We start from the raw sequence: 21,679 nt of genomic DNA, 5'->3' as shown, positions 1-21,679 counted from the left end.
CAAATCTATCAAAAATTGTTTACTGTTTACAAGTGTACATTTGTTTAATTTTATTTAGGCTTTACGTATTCCTGTTTCAAAGAATCAAGGCAGTCCGTGTTCAAATTAAAGGACTTGAATGCCTCGTAAAGGCCTGAAATAAAGGTGAAATTGGTCATCATTTGTTTTTTGTAGGCGTTGAAGTCTTCCCCGAATTTTTTTGCCTCCTTTTTTTTACGAGGCCAATAAGAATAATTTGTCGATATTTTGCAGTTTGAATGAATTTGCTTATCTATTCGTGGTAGATTGCAATTAGCATAATAACTTTCCGTGATATCTCCATAAATGTCATAACCCACCTCTATACGTAATGGGAAACGTTTTTCTTTGGGGTCTACTACATAGACGGCTGTTGTCGGTGGAGGATTTTTTTTGGTAGAGTCGATAAGGACCGCGACATTGGGCGTTGCCGCTATATAGGAAAATCCATTTCGTTCAAAGGTTTCCATGCATGAAACTTCGTCTGGACTAGGGCTGACATAGCGATTGTAGTAGTAAGAATCATGCAAAATTCTGTAATCCGATTCATCAAGGAATCTGTACCATATTCGAATCTCGTAATTGTCGTCATATTGAAGGAATCTTTGACCAGGTTTGTCAATGAATTCAGCAAATTCCACGTTGCCAACAACGACTGTTTTTACGTGGTCTGAAAAAAGAAATTTTGTGAATATATTTCCCTTTACAAGATGCCCAATGGCGAAAAAAAGGATGGTTGCCACAGCAACGGCGACAACCACGAATAACATTTTAATCCAAACCGATTTCATTCAAAAGTCCTTTAAGCACCTTGTTCATGAACGCTCTTTTGGAAATTTCCAAAAGATAAGGATTCAATTTTACTGTCAACGGGAAAAAATAATGTTTGTTTACTTTTTCGGCAAATTTTTTCCAACCTCCATAGGAATTTACAAATGTGATGAACCTGCTAAATTCTTTTTGCTTGTAATAGCGGTCAATTGCATCGTAAAGGGATAAGTTTCGGTTGTTTATTAACGAAGCTATATTACGGGCGTCAATGTCTGCATAAAAATCGCCTGTACCAAAGAATTTGCTGTATCGGGGGTGAGCACCACCAATGTTGTTCAATGCAGTGTCGCGTATTGCAGCATAGCTTAGACTATCGTTCGTTCTCACGGAATCAAGATGCGCCGCGTAAGTGAACATGTCACCAGCCCAACTGGCCCATTCTGTAGGCAAGGCACAATCGTCACTATAGCAATCCAAATACCGACTAAGTGAAGCGCTGAAATGGGGAAGGTCGACAACTACGCTGGAATCCGGAAATTCAAGAGACTTGAACCGACCGTTTGGGGAGAAACTGTTTTGATAGCTCGGATACTTCCATCGGGTCATAAATTTCATATATGGGTCAGCAATACCCGATGTTACATTCCACTTCAATCCTTTGTATCCTCCAAAATCCCTCAAAATTCGGGAAATTTCCAAAGCACGCGCTTTTTTTTGCCCTTTGGGGATACTGTTCAAATCATCCAAATTTTGAATAACCTGTAAAAAAGAGTCTATTTTGTCTTCTTGTGAAGCAGGCTCAGCGAACAGCTCATAAAAAGAATATGGAGCAATTTGCGTTGTACCTGCGGGCGTCCCCCACAGCAACGAGAAAGACGCAAACGGAGATTCCTTTTCCGGACAAAGTGTATTGGAACGCTCGCCAGAAGCAAGCAAATTTTGAAGTCCTGCTAACCGATTTCTAGAGTCGGCATCCGATATAAAATCATTTGGCATGATCTTTCCTTTGCCCCAAAATTTTGAGGCAGTTAAAATAAACCGGAAGCGAAGAAATTTGGTATCTTTGTCAAGCCGTTAGAGTTACCATGCTCTTCGCCGAAGGACTTCCGACTGCAATCGGGAGTCCTTCTTTTTTCCAGTGGCGAACATCACTGCGTCAAATATACACAATTTTAATGTTAAAATATTGTTTTTTGTAAAATAATAAACATTTTTTAGTTTTTTGTATACAATATCACTATCAAAGTCATTGTTTCACAATTATATTTTAATTCTTACCTAGCGTGAAAACTTCGCGAAGTTCGTCATCCGACATTTTTGTAATCCAATTTTCGCCGGTCGCGACGGTCATCTCGGAAATTTTCTTTTTGCTTTCGAGGATGTCGTTGATTTTTTCTTCAAAAGTGTCTTTGGTAATTAAGCGGTGAACGACCACGCGGCGGTTTTGGCCGATACGGTAAGCACGGTCCGTCGCCTGGGCCTCTACGGCGGGATTCCACCACAAGTCGTAATGGATAACCTGCGAAGCAGCGGTCAAATTGAGACCTGTGCCGCCCGCCTTGAGCGAAAGAATCAACACGCGGCGATCCGGATCCTTTTCAAATTCGTCTATCGCCTTTCCGCGGGCGCCAATCGACATGCCGCCGTGATAAAAGAGCGCTTCCGTTTTGAGTTTCGAATGGAGAACCTTTTGCAAAATTTCGCCCATTTCCGTAAACTGCGTAAACACAAGGACCTTTTCGTCGGTATCGAGAATGGAACCTACGATGTCGAGAAACAATTCCATTTTGCCGGAAAGCGCGGGATCCGTTTTGCCATCCTTTAAATATTGCGACGGGTGGTTGCAAATCTGTTTTAAGGCGGTAATCAGGCGAAGTACGGCGGCACTGCGTTCGAATTTATCTTCCGCATTTTCCAGGTCGAATTCGCCGAGCTTTTGCATGATGCTGTTGAAAGTATCGTTGTACAGCTTTTCCTGTTCGGGCGAAAGACTTGCCCACTCGTTCTGTTCGAGTTTTTCGGGAAGGTCCGCGATGATCGACTTGTCCGTTTTGAGGCGTCGCAGTAAAAAGGGCGCCGTGACCTTGCGGAAGAGTTCCGCGCAATGCTTGTTCGCGCGTTCCTGAATCGGCCTTTCGAATTCTTCGTGGAAAGACTTTGCACTGCCAAAGAACCCGCGATTGCAAAAGTCCATGATGCTCCAGAATTCCATCAAGCGGTTTTCCACCGGAGTTCCGCTCATCGCGATTTTCACATGGGCATTCAAGGCTCTCACAGCGCGGCTTTGCGAAGTTCCCGCATTCTTGATATTCTGCGCTTCATCGATCACCACAAGTTGCCAGTTCATATCGGTCAGCTGTTCTTGATCGGAGCGGAGAACGCCGTAAGTCGTCACAAAGATATCCGCATTCACGCCTTCGACGTTGCGATTGGAACCGTGATAAATGCAAACCTTCAACCCCGGTGCAAACTTTGCGAGTTCCCGTTTCCAGTTTTGCAAAAGGCCCGTGGGAACAACGACGATCGCTTTGCGTTCGTCAAAGGCTCCGTCGTTTTTCATCTGTTGCAAAAGGGTAATCACCTGGAGCGTTTTACCAAGGCCCATGTCGTCGGCAATGATGCTTCCAAATCCGAGCTTGGAATTGCCGAGCATCCACGCAAAGCCTCGGCGCTGATACGGGCGAAGGTTCGCCTGGATTTCTGCAGGCACCGGAATCGAAGATTCGTTTTCTTCTTTGAGCTTGTGAATTTCTTCGAGCGCTTCCGGCGCAATTTCCACCGAGAGCCCTTCGAATTCGCCGGCGAGCGCGATCTGTAAAACTTGGATCGCAGGCACCTTGAAACGGTCCCGCAAACCGTCCTTCAACTGCTTGACATCGGACGGGGTAACGTAAAAATACTGGCCTTCAAAATAGAGCAGGTCTTTCGACTTTTCGTACAACTCCATGAACTGTTTGCCGTCCATCACCTTTTCGCCGATAACCACGGACCAGTTCAATCGCAAAAGGTTTTCCAGTCGGCAGAATCCCGCCTGCGCCTTTTCTTCGGAACGGACAATCTGCGGATGCGGCACGCCGCGAACGACCCGTTCAATTCCCGCCGGCAGGTTCATGCCGATGCACAAAGCGCGAAACAGCGGAACGGATTCATTCAAAAAGCGAATCAGGTTTTCTCCGGAAAGATGAATATTGTCGATCGCCTTCCGCGAAACGTATTCATCATAACCCGGCAAAAAATTTTGCATCGGCTGCACGGCCCGCAAAATCAGCGCCCGTTTTTCCGCCGGGAATTCCCGCGTCCAAAGCTTGGAATAAGGCTGCGCCTTGTTCAAATCGCGGTCCAAAAAATCCAGATCGACATCGACTTTTCCAAAGCCCGCATCGGCGCCGTTCACCACCGGCAAATATTTTGCATTCGAAAGTTCATAGCCGGCGAGCCATTTTTCGATTTCCAAAATATCGTCTGCGGCATCGCCCGAATAATCGAGAGTCGCGTTGCCGAAAAAGGCGTACAGGCGACTGTCTTTAAACTTCTTTTCGGGATCGATGCGGCGCATGTAAATGGAAAGGATCGCGGTCACAAGCATTTCTGCCGAATTCTGCGTCATCTGCTTCGGGGATTCCATTTCGCTGCGCACAAACTTCACCGGCATCCAAGCCTGCAAACGCGCGATTGCCCCATGGACTTCGGGAATGGACTTGAGCGGAAGCCAAAAGAAACGCGCCACTTTTTTATCAAGCGCAAAAAGCTTGGGGTAAACCGATCCGCGATTCAGTATTTCTAAAGCGGTCTGACGGGCGTAATTCAAAAGCTTGAACGAGATATCCGCCTTGCTCATTCCCGTCGGACCTTCCACAGAAACCGCGTCTACGGCCCATTCGAGCGGAATCTTGCCGAACATCCAAAGGTCCGTTCCCGCGTAACGGACAACTCCCCCTTCCGAAAGATCCACCGATTTTTCCGGGTAACATTCAAAGCTTGTCGCAAACTGTTCTAGGCACGTTTCACGGTAAAGATTCACAAATTCTTCGGGGAAAGCCGCATTCGGCGAAACGGCATTCACTAGCGCCTTGCGCGCATCCACGATGTTTGCCGATTCATATTCCGGAACTTCGGAAAGTTCTTCCGAGCCTTCAAGGGGAACGTGGGTAAATTTTTCTGCAAAAACGGGAAGATTCGTTTTGCCGTTTTCCACGGGAAGCTCTTCTTCCCAAGCGGCCTGCGTGCACTGTTCCGCGAGCTGGCAAACATCCATGCCGCGGACGGTGAAAATCGTAAACGGATCCTTGTCGATTTTTTTACCGATACCGTGCAAAGCCGCGTAAGCGTGATTGCACATGCCGCGCATTCCGCAACTGCATTTGACCGAAAATTTGACGCCCGCGCCGGGCACCATTTTAAGGCCCTGCTCCTTGGCAAAGTCAAGAGTTTCTTTCGGTTCCAGATGATGCGCAAGGGAGCCTGCGAGTTCCGGATTCTTTTTTAAGCCTTCCATCAGCAGGGATTCTTCTTCCTCGGAAAAGCGCGACATCATGAGTTCTACATTCTGCGTGCTCCAGGAGCCGTCTACAATGCGAGCCTTGACGGTGCGCCCCGAAATCTTGACGTCGGCTGCACGAGCCTCCGAACGCGAATATACGGCAAAAGAGCGCTCCACAGCGCTGCGCCATTCATCGCCCCAAGGGGTTCGTTTTACGGAATCCGTTGCCATCGCGCCAAAGATAGCAAATTACTGCACGGATGTACATTGAAATTATATTTGCCTTTATCGGCTACCCTATCTGGCTTTGAGTCTTCTAAAGAGACTCCGTTACGGGGTCTTGGATAAAACGTCCACAGGAAATACGCCCAAGGTATACTTTTTTTTACCTGTCCAGTCTACTTTAATATTGTAAAGTTATAGGTAAAAAAACTATGGTTACGTTTTCTGACATATCGGATTACCGCGACTTCCTGAAGGAGTATTACGACCGTAAAAAGGCGGAAATGCCCTTCTATTCGTACCGTATGATGGGTGACAAGCTGGGCCTTGACTCCAGCTATTTGTACCGTGTGCTTAAAAAAAAGCAGCATTTGCCCGCTCATGCCCTTCCGGCCGCCAAGGAAATTCTGGAACTGGCCGGTCGCGAGGCCGAGTACTTTGACCTGCTCTTTTCTGCCGCCGTGGTCAAGGACAAGACGAAAAAAGAAGAATTGATGGCTAAGGCTGTCTCTCTTAGGGACGTGGACCGGCATAGACTCCAGGCCGCGGAGCTCAAATTATTGGAAAACTGGTGGATTCCGGCGGTTCGCGCCTACCTAGAACTAAACGGTGGCGTGGTGAACCATAAGCAAATTTCCAAGGATATTTGCCCCCCGATTACCGAAGAACAGGCTAAAGAGGCCGTAGATACCCTGCTGGAAGTGGGTCTGGTGAAAAAGATGGCTTCTGGCAAGCTGGCCCTGACCGATGCTCACCTCACGATGGGCGGCCCCGAAAAAAAGGAAGCGGTCCGCAAGTTCCAAAAACAGGTCCTCGCTTTGGCGAGTGATGCCCTTGATAACATTCCCGTAGACGAAAGAAACATTTCTACTCTTACATTGTCTGTGGACCAGGCCTGCTTTGACGATCTCGGGGATATGCTCCGGGAATTCAGGCGCCTCGTCCAGAAACGGGTTGATAGTGCCAAAAATTCAGACCGTGTAATGCAGCTTTCTATGGCTTTTTACCCGGTGGCGCGCAAAGGCGAGGTTGGATCCGTCAACGCAACGGAGGATGCCCAAAGGGAGTCAAAATGAGATACTGGGTGTGGAAAATGGCTTTTGCAGCATTGGGTGGAATCTTCGTTACTTGCAGTACCGATGGAGACTGCATGGCCGGATCTACCCTTGAAACGGAGAACTCCATTGCGGTGACCCTGACGGTACAACGGGAAGGCGGCATCCCTGCCGCCCGTTCCAAGGTGTTTGTCCGTCCGGCATACTTTCTGGCAGGTGCCAACAATTATGCTTTTGCCGAAAATCAGGACTTGTCCGAATCGGATTCCCCAGTAGTGGCATCGGATAGCGCCTTGGGTATCTTGAACTTGGTAACGGACTCTCTGGGCCTTGTGGACTTGCCCCGGCTCAAGCCCGGCTACTATGTCATCGAAGCCCGTCAAAATATGGAAAGGGCCGCGTCCCGGGTGGTAGTGACGGACAGTTCCGTAGACTCCCTGTCCATGACCGTGCTTTCTACGGGGGCCATGAAGGGCCAGGTATACCTGCCTGCCGGCATGAAGTCGGTAACGGTGGGCATCCAGGGACTGGACTATTTTGTGCAGACCGACTCCCTCGGCCATTTTGAATTTGACAACCTGCCTGCGGGTACTTTCAGTGTGGTGGGCTTTGTGTACCGCACCTACGAAAGTACTGGCTCCGACGGCGAACCGGTGGTCATGAGCAGCTATCTGCAGGTGGGCTCGAGTTCCACAAAGGTCGAGTCCGAGGCGACGGTCGAAGACGTAACGATCGGCCAGCGTCCTATCGAAATCATTCCGGATTCTGTCGTATCGGATACCGAAGACGTTTACCCCATCGTCTACTTCGAGGATTTCGAGGACAGTACTCAAGGTTGGTATAAAGGTGTTTCGGAATATGGGATTGTCCATGCGCTCGACGCCCAGTATGACACGGAACGGGACGGTCTTGTAGGCCATTTCGTATACCAAAACGACTCTAATTATAACTGGGTACTTATGGGCCGTTCCCTAAACGGAATAGTGAACCTGTCGGAGCTGGACTCCGTTGAAATTTGGGCCCGGGGTAGCAAGGGGGATTCTACCCAGTGGCTAAGCTTCTCCTTCGACGTGCTCATGGATTCCCTGACCCTGGACAGCCTGGGCTACGAAAACGGAAAGTCCTGGGTGCATCTGGAACTGGATACAACCTGGCAACGGTATGTCATTACTCCGAAGGACCTTTTAGAAACCGATTCCCTAAAAATCGGAGCTAATCTTGGCTGGGACAACGTGAAGGATCACGTGACTAACCTAAACCTCTTTGGCGGTGGTGTCGGCGGTTCCTTCGAGTTCTGGATCGACGACATTACCATTTACGGTGTCAAGCCCTGGGAACCTTAGCCCTTTTCATGGATAAATCGTCCATGTAATATGCCTAAAGCCGATGAAAATCGGCTTTTTTTGTGGGTAGTTTTAGCAACATAAGTTAAGTGTGGTTTTGCCTCATAGGAGTTCTTATGTTGAACGGGAATGTATGGTGCAAGTCTTGCCTTAAAAAGGTGGCTTGTCTGGTTGCAGGTCTTACGGTTTTTGGCCTGGCGGATAATCCGATTTCGAGCTACCATTATCTGGCGGACCCCGCCGCCGCATCCGATGGAGAGTATTTCTACGTCATTACCGACTCTGACGACCCGGCGGCAGCCAATGCCAACGGCTACAACATCAAGGCCCTTTATGCTTTCCGCACGAAGGACATGAAGAACTGGACCGACTTCGGCATTATCTACGATGCCCGCAAGGTTGACGGTATCGGCGATATCTGGGCATCCGGTATTGCGGTAAACCCCAATGACGGACGCCTGTACATCGTTTTCCCCGATGGCGGTGGTGGCGGCATTGGCCTCATCGGCGCCGACAGCATTGCTGGCCCCTGGACGAACCCTGTTTCGGGCAACAAGAAGCTGATCAACAACTGGGGAGGTGGTCTTGCGGACTGCGACGGTATCGGTTGGTGCTTTGATCCGGCTATTTTCTTCGACGACGACGGCCAAGGCTATTTCACTTTCGGTGGCGGCAGCAGCGATACCCGCAAGGCGGAGGACAACAACAACGACATTTTCAACATTTACAAGCTGAACAAGGACATGAAGGGTTTTGACGTGAATACCAAGACCCACCTGAAGATTGGTGGCCCGAGGGCCATGGAAGCTTCCTACATTCACAAGTACAAGGGAAACTACTACCTTTCCTACAGTACAGCGGATTTGCGCATTGCCTACGGCATGTCCAAGAACCCCATGGGTCCCTACGAATACAAGGGCATCTTCATGGGAAACCCGAGTATCAACGGCCAGAACATCAACGCGAACAACAACAACCATCACGGTATCGCGGAATTCAAGGGACGCTGGTATGTGACCTATCATGACCGCCGCATTGCCAACGGCTACGACGGCCTAGAAAAAATCCCCGCCGAAGACGGCAAGGCGGATCCAGTTGCAGCTTTCCACCGCAGCGTGAGCGTCGACGAGTTCTTCTACAATGACGATGGCACCATGATGCCGCTGACCTTTACCAAGGAAGGGCCGGAGCAGATCGAGAACTTTGACCCCTACGATTGGTACCCGGCCCTTACCAGTTCCAAGCAGAAGGGCATCCGCAGCCGTTCCAACTTTACCCTGGGCAAGGTGACCGAGCACCTGCTGCTCCCGCTTTCTACCAAGGAATCCTGGATCCGCGTGAGTGGCGTGGATTTTGGAACGGCGGCGACAGGGTTCGTGGTTCAGGCCGCGAGCGCCGAAGACGGCAACAAGATCGAAATCCACACGGATTCTGCCACAGGTACACTGGCAGGGGTCTGTTCCCTCAAGAATACGGGCAACAAAACTACCTATGTCGAAAACACCTGCGAGGTGGAAGGTCTCAAGGGTATCGTAGACCAGTTGTTCCTGGTGTTCAAGGGCTCCAAGGATTCTACCATGGCTATCAAGGCCTGGGGCTTCGAAGGCAGCGGAACTACGCCCCCTACACCACAGCAGCCCTATGGTGACAAGCCTTGGGAAGTTCCGGGAAAAATCGAAGCTGAAAATTACGATGTTCCAGGTTCTGGCCGTGGCGACGTGTCGTCCTACAGCGACAAAAATGCAGAAAACCAGGGAGACGCTGAATTCCGCGATACCGAAGGGGTAGACGTGGTAAAAGGCGGTTCCGGTTACGCCATCGGCTACACCGAGGCCGGCGAATGGCTGGAATACACCGTCGATGTGAAGACGACCGGGGACTACAAGCTGACCGTAAATGCAGCATCCGGTTCCAAGACTTCCAGCATCCTTTTCACAGTGGACGGCAACGCCCTTTCCGATACGGTCAAGATTCCCCAGACAGACACCACCTGGAATGTGTACAAGTTAATTGACGGCGGTTCCGTGAAGCTTACAGAAGGCTCCCATATTATCCGTCTTTCCATTACCGGTAGCTACGTAAATGTAGACTGGTTCAAGCTGGAATCCATCGTAAACGGCGAAGTGGTGGAAATTTCCGAAGAAACCACCGGGATTCTTGTCCGGCATGTAAAACTTGACGCGATACAAACATCTGCCTACGACGTGTTTGACCTACGGGGCCATAAGGTGGCAAGTTTCATGGCCACTAGCTTATCTGAAGCGTCCAAAATGTGGCGTTCCCGGGCCCAGAAATTCCAGGGAATATGCTTGATCCGTAGCCGTAAAACAGGAATGGTGGCTAAAATCCCCGTTTCCCGCTAGTTTTCCACAAAACACATCCAAGAGAGGCACCTCCAAATGGAGGCGCCTTTCTTGAAATAAATAAGGGCTAAAAAGTCAACCCTTGACAAAAAGCAAAAAGGATGAGGCATTTTTTGTCGAGCGGTGGAAAGGAGTAAACATGACAATTTCAAATAGGGTGAAGAAAGTATCCTGTATTCTCGGGGTATTAGGGATTGGGTGCACGGCGATGGCCGCGACTGTCAACGTGGATTTAGACGAAGAACATCAGGTCATACGCGGTTTTGGGGGTATGGTCCATAACCAGTGGCAGGGCGGTGGCGGCCTTTCCGAAGCTGACGCAAAGATTGCGTTCGGTACAGGTGAAGGCACAATCGGCCTCAATACGCTGCGTATTCCCGTATATGCGAGCTCAAGCGATTTCAACAAGGAAGTGAACGCCGCGAAGTACGCCAAAAAATACGCCGGTGATGACTTTCTCTTGTATGCAACACCCTGGACTTCGCCTTATGCCGGAGCCAATCAGCACATGGCAGACTCAAATTACCAGAACTATGTAGACCATCTGAACAGCTTTACGGCCTACATGAAGGATCAGGGTGTGCCCCTCTATGCCATTTCCATCAGTAACGAACCGGACTGGTGTGGGGAATGGGCCTGCTGGAGTGCCGATGAAATCTATAACTTCACCAAGGACTATGCCGATCAAATGCGCAAGAACGGTACCAAGGTAATTTCTACGGAATCCTTCGCATACCAAAAAAAATTGTACAACAAGGTGCTAGACGACGCAAATGCCCTCAAGAACTGGGACATTCTCGGAGCCCATTTCTATGCCAGCAGCGCTACTACCGGCGACGATTTTTTCCAATACGCACTAGCGGATCAGAAAAACGTGGAACGTTGGATGACGGAACACTACACCGAAAGTCAGGGCAGCGGCAACTACTGGCGCAAAGTCATGTATACGGGTGACCAAGCAAATCAGAACAAGCTGGATACGGTACGTGCCATGGACGTGGGCTATGAAATCCACCGCGCCATGGTGGTGGGTAACTTCAATCAGTACACCTGGTGGTATATCCGCCGCTGTTACGGCCTGATCATGGAAAAGGATTTTGGCAACAAGCTCAGCATTCCCACCGATGAAATCGGAAAGATTTCCAAGCGCGGTTACATAATGAGCCAGTTTGCCCGTTTCGTGCGCCCTGGGGCCATCCGTGTGGGGGCAACCGACAAGCCCGAAGACAATCTCTTTGCTAGCGCCTACAAGAGTGCCGATGGAGATAGCGTCATTGTCGTGCTGGTGAACCGGGATTACGGCAAGAGCAAGACGGTGACGGTGAACGTGCCGGGTGCCGATATATCGACTTTCCACATGTACACTACCAGCGAGGCGAAAAATGCCAAGGACGAAGGCGAAGTGGAAGTGGAAAACGGATCTGTCACCATTACCATGGAATCCGGCGCCACCAACAAGGACTGTATCGTGACCCTGGTGGGCGTTGGAGAACAGATTGTCATTCCCCGAGAACCCTACGATGGTAAAGTCGCAACTTTGCCGGGTAAGGTCGAAGCCGAAAACTACGACGTACCGGGCAAGGGTAAGGGAAATTCCACCTACCAGGATTCCGATTCCGAGAACAAGGGCGACGCCGAATTCCGCGATACCGAAGGGGTAGACGTGGTAAAAGGCGGTTCCAATTACGCCATCGGTTACACCACGACGGGCGAATGGTTGGAATACACTGTCGACGTGAAGAAATCGGGCGAATACGAGTTGCTGGTTCATGCCGCCTCCGGAAGCGAAACTTCCAGTTTCCAGTTCTCCATTGACGGGCAAACCATAACCGAGGTTATCGAGATGCCCAAGACCGGCGAGGACTGGAGCGTTTACAAGGATGTTTCTGCCGGCAAGGTGAACCTGACGGAAGGTCAGCACATTGTGCGGCTCTCCATTACGGGTGGCTACGTGAATATCGACTGGTTCCGCTTCGGCACCGAGGCGGAAGAATACAAGGAAGGTACGACCTTTACGGTGTCCGCGCCCCTGCTCCTGCCCACCGAAACTGAAAATTTCCGTATTTTCGACATGAATGGCAGCTATCTGGGTTCCGTCCAGGCGATGGGAATGCAGGAACTCCGTTCCAGGGCAGCAAATCTGGTGAAACGGGGCGGAGCCTATCTGGCCAAGTCCCTCGGTGGCCGTACTGTACGCATCCAGGTGACCAAATAGATTTATCCATCGTTGACTATTTGTCCATAGAACATGGGGCTTTCCCCGTGTTCTTTGTGCTTTTTGGGGGGTAGTTTTAAGGAAAAGGAGTGTGATATGGACATGAAAAAAAAGTCCGATTTTTTGACAACGGTTTCTTGGACCGTTTGGGGATTGCTTTTGATTCCCCTGATGCTTCAAGCCGCTCCTAATCCCAATTTTCACATTTACATAGCCTACGGACAAAGCAATATGGCAGGGAACGGCGATATAGACCCAGCTGTAGACCAGGCTACAGCCCCGAAAAACTTCATTATGCTTGCTTCCCATACGGCAAATGCGAGTCAGCGCAGCGGAAACACGACCCAGTCCATTAAGACAGGAGAATGGGCCGCGGCAATTCCTCCCATGTTCCATGCCTTCGAGAATCTTTCCCCGGCGGACTACTTTGGTCGCGCCATGGTGGATTCCTTGCCGGGGGTTACGGTGGGTATTATCCCCGTAGCTATCGGAGCTGTAAGTATCAAGGCCTTTGACAAGGACCAGTACCAGGCCTACTTCAGTTCTGCCGCAAGCTATATCCAGAGTTGGGCAAAGGACTACGATTCAAATCCTTACCAGAGGATTGTGGATTTGGGCAAGAAGGCCAAGGAAGTGGGCGTCATCAAGGGTTTTATCTTTCACCAGGGCGAAACCGACGGGGCGGGCACGGAATGGCAAAACAACGTGTATAAGACCTACAAAGACATTGTAGATGCCCTGGAACTAGACGAAAACGAAGTTCCTTTTGTGGCGGGCGAAATGATGAACGATCCTACGGGAAATTCGGGCCAAGGAAGTTGCTGTTCTAGCAAGAACACCGGCATCGCCCAACTAAAGAGCAAGTTCAAGAAATTCGGACTTGCCTCTTCCCAGGGGCTCAAGGGCAACGGCAAAGACCCCTATCATTTTGGCCGTGAGGGCGTGATTGAACTAGGCAAACGTTATGCATCCGAAATGCTCAAGCTCATCGACAAGACCATTGATCCAAATGCCCCGGAAGTGAACCTGGTGGATCCGACCCAGTCAACGGTAGCCGATGAACCGCCCGAAGAATATGGACCCTATGGCGATGAACCTGCAACGATTCCCGGTACTATCGAAGCGGAGGAATATAACAAGGGTGGCGCAGGCAAGGCCTACTACGACCTAAACAAGGGTAACGAAGGGGGCAAATTCCGCAAGGACGATGTGGATATTTACCAACCGAATATGGGATTGTCTATAGGCTATTGCCAAAAGGGGGAATGGCTCAAGTACACGGTAAATGTAACGGCCGACGGTGAATACGAAATTTCAGCCAATGTGGCAGGCGACAACGGTACCGGTAGCTTTGTCCTATACATGGATGATGAACGCATCGGCGAAGAAATTCTGAATAACGGAAAGGGCTTTGACACGTACTCCGTGGTAAGCGGCGGTAAGGTCTCCCTGAAGGCGGGGAGACACGATCTGAAGCTGGAAATCACCAACGACTGGATCGATATCGATTACGTGGAGTTTAAGACTGTAGCGGTTGCCGATTCGAATACGACAGCGATTGCGAAGGACTTGAAACTTATAACCGAACCCGAAAGCGGCTTTGAACTCTTTGACCTGCGGGGGAAGCGCGTGGCTCGATTCCGGGCAAGCGGTATGGCGGATGCCCTGAACTATGCCAGGTCGGGAACGATCAATCTGCGTCGTGGAGTTTACCTGCTCCGCGGAAACGTTGCCGGAGCTACCGTGACCCGCAAGGTAGGCATTTATGTCGAATAGCGAAATCAGAATCATAAAGCAGATTGCGGTCATGGGACTTTTGGTCGTAATTCTCGGGATGCTTTTCAGCTAGAACTTTTGGGAACCTTTTTTGTGCTTGTAGAAAAAACTTGTATACCAGGGTACTGTTTTGCAGGTAAGCAACTCAGGCGGTGCACTTGGGTTTAGGAGTTAACATGGGATGCTTTAGATCTACGGCCTACGCCTGCGGCGTGGCTTTATTCAATGCAATATTTACATTTGGGGCGACGGTTTCTAATCCCATAACCTGGGTGGACAATCCGGATCCTTCTATTGTGCGTGTGGAAGACACCTATTATATGGTGACCACCACCATGCATTTTGCGCCCGGTGTACCGGTAATGGCTTCCAAGGATCTAGCCCAGTGGCGTACCGTGGGCTATGCCTATCAGACTCTCGTAGACAATGACCAGCAGAACCTGGATAATGGCAAGGACGCCTACGGAAAGGGCTCCTGGGCGTCCAGCATTCGTTTCCACAAGGGTTTCTTTTATGTGCTGACACCTTCCTATACGACGGGCAAGACTCATTTGTATAAAACCGCCGATGTAGAAAATGGTCCCTGGACCGAAACCACGTTGCCCTTCTATCACGATCCCTCCCTCTTTTTCGAGGATGACGGCACCGTGTGGGTGTTTTACGGTAGCGGCGACCATATTAGCTATGTGCAGCTGAACGACGACGCGAGTGGCGTCAAGGTCGGAGGGCGTAGCGGCACGCTGGACGGTGTAAGTATCAATGCCGTGACAAATACCACCCAGTATTATGTGCAGCAGGAAGGGGCTCACATGGAAAAGGTCAACGGGGAATACTACCTGTATACCATATCCTGGCCTGCCGGCAAGTGCCGTAGCTCCATTGTTTACCGTTCCAAAAGTCTCCTTTCCGGTTTTAGCGGACGCATTTTCCTGCAAGACAACGGTGTGGCCCAGGGCGGCATCTTTGACACTCCCGATGGAAAATGGTACGCCCTTTTGTTCCGGGATTCGGGCCCCGTAGGCCGTATTCCGTACCTGGTACCCACCAGTTGGAAAGACGGTTGGCCTGTTGCAGATGGCGGTAAGGCCCCTGCGACCTTGGATCTTCCCGAAAACGCCCTGCCCGGTTATGGTATGGTCACCAGCGACGATTTCGATTCCGAGGTTTTGCCGCTGGAATGGCAGTGGAACCACAATCCCGATAACAGGAACTGGAGCCTTTCTGCAAATCCGGGACACCTCCGCATTACCACGGGCCGTACCGATTCCCGTATCGTGAATGCCAAGAACACGCTTACCATGCGAACCTTTGGCCCAAAGTGTTCCGGCAGAACTTTGGTGAATGGCGCGGGCATGAAGGACGGCGACATGGCGGGGCTCGTGGCGTTACAAGACGACAAGGGCTTTGTGGCTCTTGCCAAGGAAAGCGGCAGCTACAAGGTAGTCATGTACCAGGGAACCAAGGATGGGGAAAGTGAGAAGGCCTCCGCTCCTATTTCGGGTTCCGAAGTTTACTTGCGGGTGGATTTCGACCTACCCCTGGACCATGGAACGGCTACCTTCTACTACAGCACCGATGGAAGTACCTGGAAAAAGATTGGCGACGATGTCAGCCTCAGTTATTCACTCCATATGTTTACGGGTTACCGCTTTGGCCTCTTCAATTTTGCCACCAAGACGGCAGGGGGCTACGCAGACTTTGACTGGTTCAAGATCGGCTCCGATTACAAGGATGAAATTTACCTGGACATGGTTCAGGATACCATTCCGCCCACGCCCTACAAGGACATTGCGGCAAAGGTCCCCGGCAAGATCGAGGCGGAAAATTACGACGTGGGTAAACCGAACCGGGCCTACTACGACAAAAGTAGCGAAAACCAGGGCAAGGTTTACCGCGACGAAGCCGTAGATATCGTAGGTCTAGAATGCTCGGATTCTGCCAACACCAAGGACTGCAAGGGTTATGCCGTAGGCTACACGCAAGAAGGCGAATGGCTGCGCTACACCGTAAACGTGGAAGAAATCGGTGAATACGAAATCCGAGTAAACATGGCAACGGCTTCAGAAAACGCGGGTGTGAAACTTTATATCGACGACAAGGCTATTTCGGAAATCATCTATGCTGAACAAGGTGAAGATTGGAGTACCTATACAACGGTTACGGCAAAGACTTCCGAAATTTCCGCCGGTGAACATGCCCTGAAAATGGAAATCGTCGGGAACTACGTGAACGTAGACTGGCTGGAATTCTGCAAGGAAAGCTGCAAAACAACGGGGCTTGTACACCGCGTAGAGCTCGGAGTGCAAGGTCTGCACCATTACCGGGTATATTCACTGAACGGTGCCTTTGTGGGTTCCGTCGCTGCTCGGAATGCAAACGAGGCCCGTGCCAAGATCCGCACCATGGTTTTCGAAAAAGGCGTTTACCTTATGCGTAGCCAGAACGGCTCTATCAGTCGTTTCATGGTGACTCGGTAAGTTTTGGTCAAAAAGGAGATGCAGATGATTGGCTTAAAAAAAAGTTTGGCTTTGGCCCTTTCTGGCATTGCGCTTATGGCTACTTCAGCCGTGGCCGACAATATAACGGTAAACGGAGCAAACCGTAGCATGCTCGTGTATGCTCCGTCAGGTATCGAGAGGAACCGCCCGCTTATCATTCAAATGCACGGCATGAACCAGGATGCGCCCTACCAGAAAAATGCGGCTAAGTGGGAATCCATTGCCGACACCGCGCGCTTTGTGGTGGTTTTCCCAAATGGCGAGAATAAGGCGTGGGATATTTCCGGTGACAAGGACGTGAACTTCCTCAAGGCCATCATCAACGAGATGGAAAGCAAGTACGGTATCGACAAGAACCGCGTGTATGTTTCGGGCTTCTCGATGGGCGGCATGATGAGCTACCATGCTGCAAACAAAATGGGGGACATGATTGCTGCCATCGCCCCTGTTTCCGGTTACCCCATCGGAAACCCTGCGCCGGCAAGCACTCGCCCTATGCCGATTATCCATACCCATGGGACCTCCGACGACGTGGTCAATTACAGTAGCGGTGTGAATTATTTAAAGCGTTGGGTGTCCTTTAACAAATGCTCCGAAAGTTCCCAGGTGACCAAGCCCTATCCGGCTAACCGCTCAGGTTCCGCTGCCTCCCTGGAAGTGTGGAGTAGCTGCTCTAACGACGTAGAAGTGCGCCTCATGTCCATCGCCGGAAAAGGCCACTGGTATTCCATGGATTTGGCCAGCGTGAATACCAGTGATGAAATCTGGAACTTCGTAAAGAACTATTCGCTCGATGGTTCGAGCATTACTCCACCGACTCCAGCGATTGTGGTGCCCACGAACCGCGATAGCATTTTTAACGGCGGTTTCGATTCAAGCGCCGTGGCTTGGGACTTGCAGTTGCATGGTGATGCGCAGGCGATAGGTGATGCAAAAGATGGTAAGTATCAGTTCAATATTTCCGCTATCGGTACGCAGAATTATCAGGTGCAGCTGATCCAGCACGATTTGCACCTTGAAAAGGGCGAGTGGTACGAAATCAGTTTTGATGCAAGCGCGGGTGCGGCCCGTACGCTCGAGGTCAACGTGGAGCAGCATAATGACCCGTGGGAATCTTACCTCACGAAAAAGCAGAATTTTGAGCTCGGCACAGATATGAAGACCTATTCGTTCAAATTCCAGATGACGGCCGCGACAGATACGAATAGCCGCCTGAGTTTTAACGCGGGCGCTGCCACGGGAACACTTACGCTTGACAACGTGAAAATGGCGAAGCTGGATGCATCGCAGATTCCGGTCGAAGATTCCACGACTGCATTGGGCCACATTCGTCTAGAACAGTCCGGCGTACAGGATTATGCGGTATTCAGTATGAACGGAGCTTTCCTAGGGCGCGTGAAAGCCGATAAGGCGGGGCTTTACGAAGCAGCCAAAAATTTGGTGAAACGATCTGGAATGTTCGTGGTTAAGTCTGATGTTGGAGTGACATTCAGGTTGAATGTCAAGTAGTTTCAACAAGGAGTCGTGATGAAGGTTGCGATTACAAAAGCAACGCTTGCTGCAGCGTTCTCGCTTTTGACGATGAGCTTTGCGCACCCTGATAGTTTGGTGCTTACTCCCCCCATGGGGTGGAACAGTTGGAATGTTTTCCACGAAAACATCAACGAAAACCAGATCAAGGAAATCGCGGATGCGATGGTCGAATCTGGCTTGAAGGATGCTGGCTACGTTTTTCTGAATCTCGATGACAACTGGATGGATACCAAGCGCGATGCGCAAGGTAACCTCCAGAATAATCCGAAAACTTTTCCGAGCGGCATGAAGGCTTTGGCCGATTACATGCATGCAAAGGGACTCAAGTTCGGTCTTTACGGCGACCGTGGTAAACGTACTTGCCACCATTACAATAGCAACTGGCAGAGTGAAAGTGGCTCCAATGGTCACGAAGAACAGGATGCCAAAAAGCTTGCAGAATGGGGTGTAGACTACTGGAAGTACGACAACTGTGATTCCGACCCGAATACCCAGGAAAAAGATTACACCGCCATGTCCAAGGCCCTCCGCAATTCCGGACGCGATATCGTGTTCAGCCTTTGCATGTGGGAATACAAGGACTGGATGCCTAAAATCGCTAACCTCTGGCGTACCACTTTCGATATCGGCCCCGCATGGATTTCGCAGTCCTGGTACCGCGGCGTCTATGAAATTATCGATGCGAACAATAAGTACTGGCAAATCGCTAAACCTGGCCACTGGAACGACCCGGACATGCTCGAAGTGGGCAATGACGGTCTCTCTTACGAAGAACAGCGCTCTCAGATGACGATGTGGTCCATCATGGCGGCCCCCATCATGATCAGTTCCGACATCCGCAAGATGAGCAACGAAACCAAGGAACTCTACCTGAACAAAGACATGATCGCCATCAACCAAGATTCCCTGGGCGTTCAGGGCCACCGCATTTCTGACGTGGACGGAAAGCAGGTTTGGACCAAGCCTTTGAAGAACGGCGACATTGCTGTGGCACTTCTAAACAACAATTCTTCTATCCAGACCGTCGAATGCAACTTTGCAGACATTGGCGTAGAAGGCGAAGTAGAAGTTCGCGATGCCTGGAAAAAGAAGGACTTGGGCCCGGCATCCCATGTTTCTATCGAACTTCCGGCTCACGGTTCGGCACTGCTCCGCTTAATTCTTAAGCCGGTTCCACGCGCCCCGTTTAAGGGCGAAGCTCTCGCCATTCCGGGTAAGATCGAAGTGGAAGATTTCGACGTGAACGGCGTAGGTCAGGGCAACACCACTTACAACGAAAAGGATACCGAAAACCACGGCGATAGCGATTACCGCCCGGATACCGGCGTAGACCTTTACAAGAAGGCGACCGGCGTGATTGTCGGTTACAACCAGGCGGGAGAATGGCTCGAATATACAGTGAAGGTGGCCAAGACCGGAACTTATACCATGAACGCTTCTGTGGCTTCTGCCAACAACACGTCAAGCTTCAAGCTTTCCATGGATGGCAAGGACATTACCGAAGAAATATCCGTTCCGCAGGCTACCACCGGCGAAAATAACTACGATGAATACAATACGGTCGAAGCCAAGGTGAACCTGACCGAAGGCGAACACATTCTCCGCTTCACGGTTACCGGCGACTGGATGGACATTGACTACATCAAGTTCTGCGAAAACGAAAGCTGCGAAGAAACGGAAGAAATTCGTATGACAATCCCCGCGACAGTGCGCGATGTTTCACCGCGACTTCTCAAGAAGGGCAATGCGATGTTCATCGAAAAGAACGGCAAGCGCTTCGATTTGACGGGGCACCGGATCAAGTAAGCCGGGGTAGCTGACACTACAATTTTCATTGTAGCCGGCCTTCTCCAGCATCAAGTGGGTTAAACCGAGCGTAACTCATTGCTTCAAGGGCTTCGCCGTTATAGGGAACAACCTGAGACTTATTTGTCTTGAGATCACCTTCTGACCATTTACTACATCTGCCAAAGAAAGGCGTTCTGGTTCATTATCGGATTTTGTGGAATTACGACAAGAAGTCCGTCAATCTTCGAAGAATTGCTATCAATTGTGTAGGCACCGACATTCAATGCATTGAGCTCATCATTCCAGTCGTTTACCGAAGCATCCATCAAGAGTCTCGGTTCAAGAGACTCAATTTTGTAGCTGTTGCGAGAAACTTTCTTGGCAATTTTCTTGTTGTTCTTTTTGGACTTGGACATATAGACCCCATAGGCTTTTCAAAGAAAAGCCTAGTTAATTTGTTTAAAATCTTGTTATAATTAGTAGTTTTTTACACAACGGATGGAAAAAGCTCGTTTTGATTTGAGCTCTTCGCTAAGACGGCTCATGTTTTGAGAAGCGATCGAGACAAGAAAAGCTTTTTCAAAAGAAAGACTTGACTGCTGTGGCAACCAAAAAAAAGTCTGTACTTTTATAAGTTTATAAAGAGTCGTGTTGTTTTCATAACGCAACCAATACCCCGTAGGTAAAATCGACAAGCCGTAATCATTGCTGCCGAATCCGGCGACCTTTGAGCCCATATAATGGGCTACACTATTGCCGCTTTTTTCCTGAAGATACGCCCATTCACCATCATTCGCTATATGCCAACCCTCAGGGCAAATGCCCTGATGAATAATTTCGCCATCGATTAATTTCCCATCCTTATCTCGAGCAAATGTGTAATTGCATTTTTCCGACCCAAACTCTACAGAGTCACAGACCGAAGGAAGATTCATCGCATTACTCCATGTATAGAGACCACCCCAACCATTCTCGCAATACCACAAATCGTCATCATAGCAATACTTGGTCGAATCACCCTGTACGGCCCCTCCAGAGATTATCTTGCCAAAATTGAGATTTTCTGCAAAAAACACAAGCGAGTCAGTATAATAGACGCCATCTTTTAAGCTCACTGTACGATATTTTTGTCCGTCACGAGGGTCTGTGAACTCGCCGTATGACACCTTCTCGTTAAACTGGTTCGTCATGTCGAAATAGCTGCTAGTGGGCACAGCCGAGCTAGAGGACACGGGGACCCAATAGCCATCTTTGCATAATTGTTTTTCACCCGTTTCCATCACAGTTCTTGTATTCCCTTCTTTTTCTGGAGGGCACGTTTTCAAAGAAGAACTGCTCCCCCCAGCTGACGATCCCGCCGACGTCCCCGAGCTGCTCGATGATACAGAAGAGCTACTCTTGGAGTCGGTGGAAGAGCTTGATTTTGCGGAGGAAGAGCTGTTTTCTTTTCCTGACGAAACCGAACCACCACCGGAAGACGCCTTTTCACTGCTAGAGATTGCTTCGTCGCAACCTTCGGTTTGCTCCTCGCAATGACGTATAGTACCACTACTGCTTGAAACTTCCGCTACGGGTTCCGGTCCGGCACCGCTGGAACTGTCATCACAGGCCGTAATA

Annotated in this window: 13 protein-coding genes; 8 read left to right on the top strand and 5 right to left on the bottom strand. The window is 50.0% G+C overall.

The genetic code is table 11. The features are described 5' to 3' along the window. Positions 1–50 precede the first annotated feature (50 nt). The 3 genes from MR847_RS05675 to MR847_RS05665 all read right to left on the bottom strand — a co-directional run bounded on the left by MR847_RS05675 (position 51) and on the right by MR847_RS05665 (position 5,500). Complete coding sequence (locus MR847_RS05675; protein WP_106519039.1) at positions 51–809, bottom strand: hypothetical protein; 759 nt, start codon at positions 807–809, stop codon at positions 51–53. Next, positions 790–1,785, bottom strand: a complete 996-nt coding sequence (locus MR847_RS05670) for a hypothetical protein (RefSeq protein ID WP_287723183.1) — start codon at positions 1,783–1,785, stop codon at positions 790–792. Before MR847_RS05670 ends, MR847_RS05675 begins: the two co-directional genes overlap by 20 nt. 271 nt (positions 1,786–2,056) lie before the next feature. Then, a complete protein-coding gene (locus tag MR847_RS05665; RefSeq protein WP_287723182.1) occupies positions 2,057–5,500 on the bottom strand; it encodes a DEAD/DEAH box helicase in 3,444 nt (1,147 codons plus the stop codon). 203 nt (positions 5,501–5,703) lie between these two features. Here MR847_RS05665 and MR847_RS05660 point away from each other — a divergent pair, with 203 nt between their 5' ends. The 8 genes from MR847_RS05660 (at position 5,704) to MR847_RS05625 (ending at position 20,080) form a co-directional block, all read left to right on the top strand. Continuing rightward, positions 5,704–6,567, top strand: a complete 864-nt coding sequence (locus MR847_RS05660) for a DUF4423 domain-containing protein (protein WP_100424717.1) — start codon at positions 5,704–5,706, stop codon at positions 6,565–6,567. Further along, on the top strand, positions 6,564–7,889 hold the full coding sequence (locus MR847_RS05655; RefSeq protein WP_287723181.1) for a hypothetical protein: 1,326 nt from the start codon (positions 6,564–6,566) through the stop codon (positions 7,887–7,889). Before MR847_RS05660 ends, MR847_RS05655 begins: the two co-directional genes overlap by 4 nt. Positions 7,890–8,005: 116 nt before the next feature. Then, positions 8,006–10,252, top strand: coding sequence for a carbohydrate-binding protein (locus MR847_RS05650; protein ID WP_277002705.1), 2,247 nt, complete (start codon positions 8,006–8,008; stop codon positions 10,250–10,252). Positions 10,253–10,460: 208 nt separating this feature from the next. Then, positions 10,461–12,467: a carbohydrate-binding protein gene (locus MR847_RS05645; RefSeq protein WP_106519044.1), complete on the top strand. Its 2,007-nt coding sequence runs from the start codon at positions 10,461–10,463 to the stop codon at positions 12,465–12,467. A 96-nt stretch (positions 12,468–12,563) separates the two neighbouring features. Beyond that, a complete protein-coding gene (locus MR847_RS05640; RefSeq protein ID WP_287723180.1) occupies positions 12,564–14,243 on the top strand; it encodes a sialate O-acetylesterase in 1,680 nt (559 codons plus the stop codon). Positions 14,244–14,419: 176 nt separating this feature from the next. After that, positions 14,420–16,720, top strand: coding sequence for a beta-xylosidase family glycoside hydrolase (locus tag MR847_RS05635; RefSeq protein WP_287723179.1), 2,301 nt, complete (start codon positions 14,420–14,422; stop codon positions 16,718–16,720). A 24-nt stretch (positions 16,721–16,744) separates the two neighbouring features. Next, positions 16,745–18,250 carry an extracellular catalytic domain type 1 short-chain-length polyhydroxyalkanoate depolymerase gene (locus MR847_RS05630; RefSeq protein WP_287723178.1) on the top strand — a complete coding sequence of 502 codons (1,506 nt, stop codon included), beginning with the start codon at positions 16,745–16,747 and terminating at the stop codon, positions 18,248–18,250. Between the two features lie 18 nt (positions 18,251–18,268). Beyond that, positions 18,269–20,080 (top strand): carbohydrate-binding protein, encoded by a 1,812-nt coding sequence (locus MR847_RS05625; RefSeq protein WP_287723177.1) that lies wholly within the window; start codon positions 18,269–18,271, stop codon positions 20,078–20,080. Between the two features lie 152 nt (positions 20,081–20,232). Here the strand turns inward: MR847_RS05625 and MR847_RS05620 are convergent, their stop codons facing one another. Beyond that, positions 20,233–20,478 (bottom strand): LEPR-XLL domain-containing protein, encoded by a 246-nt coding sequence (locus MR847_RS05620; RefSeq protein ID WP_287723176.1) that lies wholly within the window; start codon positions 20,476–20,478, stop codon positions 20,233–20,235. Between the two features lie 60 nt (positions 20,479–20,538). After that, a partial coding sequence (locus MR847_RS05615; RefSeq protein ID WP_287723175.1) for an FISUMP domain-containing protein occupies positions 20,539–21,679 on the bottom strand: 1,141 nt, incomplete at its 5' end.

This window comes from Hallerella sp., from assembly GCF_022776125.1.
GTDB classification, from domain to species: domain Bacteria; phylum Fibrobacterota; class Fibrobacteria; order Fibrobacterales; family Fibrobacteraceae; genus Hallerella; species Hallerella succinigenes.
This window is presented reverse-complemented; position numbering and strand designations above follow the sequence as displayed.

Coding starts and splice junctions, on each gene's coding strand:
- MR847_RS05675 (WP_106519039.1), bottom strand. CDS start 809: ATGAAATCGGTTTGGATTAAAATGTTATTCGTGGTTGTCGCCGTTGCT.
- MR847_RS05670 (WP_287723183.1), bottom strand. CDS start 1,785: ATGCCAAATGATTTTATATCGGATGCCGACTCTAGAAATCGGTTAGCA.
- MR847_RS05665 (WP_287723182.1), bottom strand. CDS start 5,500: ATGGCAACGGATTCCGTAAAACGAACCCCTTGGGGCGATGAATGGCGC.
- MR847_RS05660 (WP_100424717.1), top strand. CDS start 5,704: ATGGTTACGTTTTCTGACATATCGGATTACCGCGACTTCCTGAAGGAG.
- MR847_RS05655 (WP_287723181.1), top strand. CDS start 6,564: ATGAGATACTGGGTGTGGAAAATGGCTTTTGCAGCATTGGGTGGAATC.
- MR847_RS05650 (WP_277002705.1), top strand. CDS start 8,006: ATGTTGAACGGGAATGTATGGTGCAAGTCTTGCCTTAAAAAGGTGGCT.
- MR847_RS05645 (WP_106519044.1), top strand. CDS start 10,461: ATGGCCGCGACTGTCAACGTGGATTTAGACGAAGAACATCAGGTCATA.
- MR847_RS05640 (WP_287723180.1), top strand. CDS start 12,564: ATGGACATGAAAAAAAAGTCCGATTTTTTGACAACGGTTTCTTGGACC.
- MR847_RS05635 (WP_287723179.1), top strand. CDS start 14,420: ATGGGATGCTTTAGATCTACGGCCTACGCCTGCGGCGTGGCTTTATTC.
- MR847_RS05630 (WP_287723178.1), top strand. CDS start 16,745: ATGATTGGCTTAAAAAAAAGTTTGGCTTTGGCCCTTTCTGGCATTGCG.
- MR847_RS05625 (WP_287723177.1), top strand. CDS start 18,269: ATGAAGGTTGCGATTACAAAAGCAACGCTTGCTGCAGCGTTCTCGCTT.
- MR847_RS05620 (WP_287723176.1), bottom strand. CDS start 20,478: ATGTCCAAGTCCAAAAAGAACAACAAGAAAATTGCCAAGAAAGTTTCT.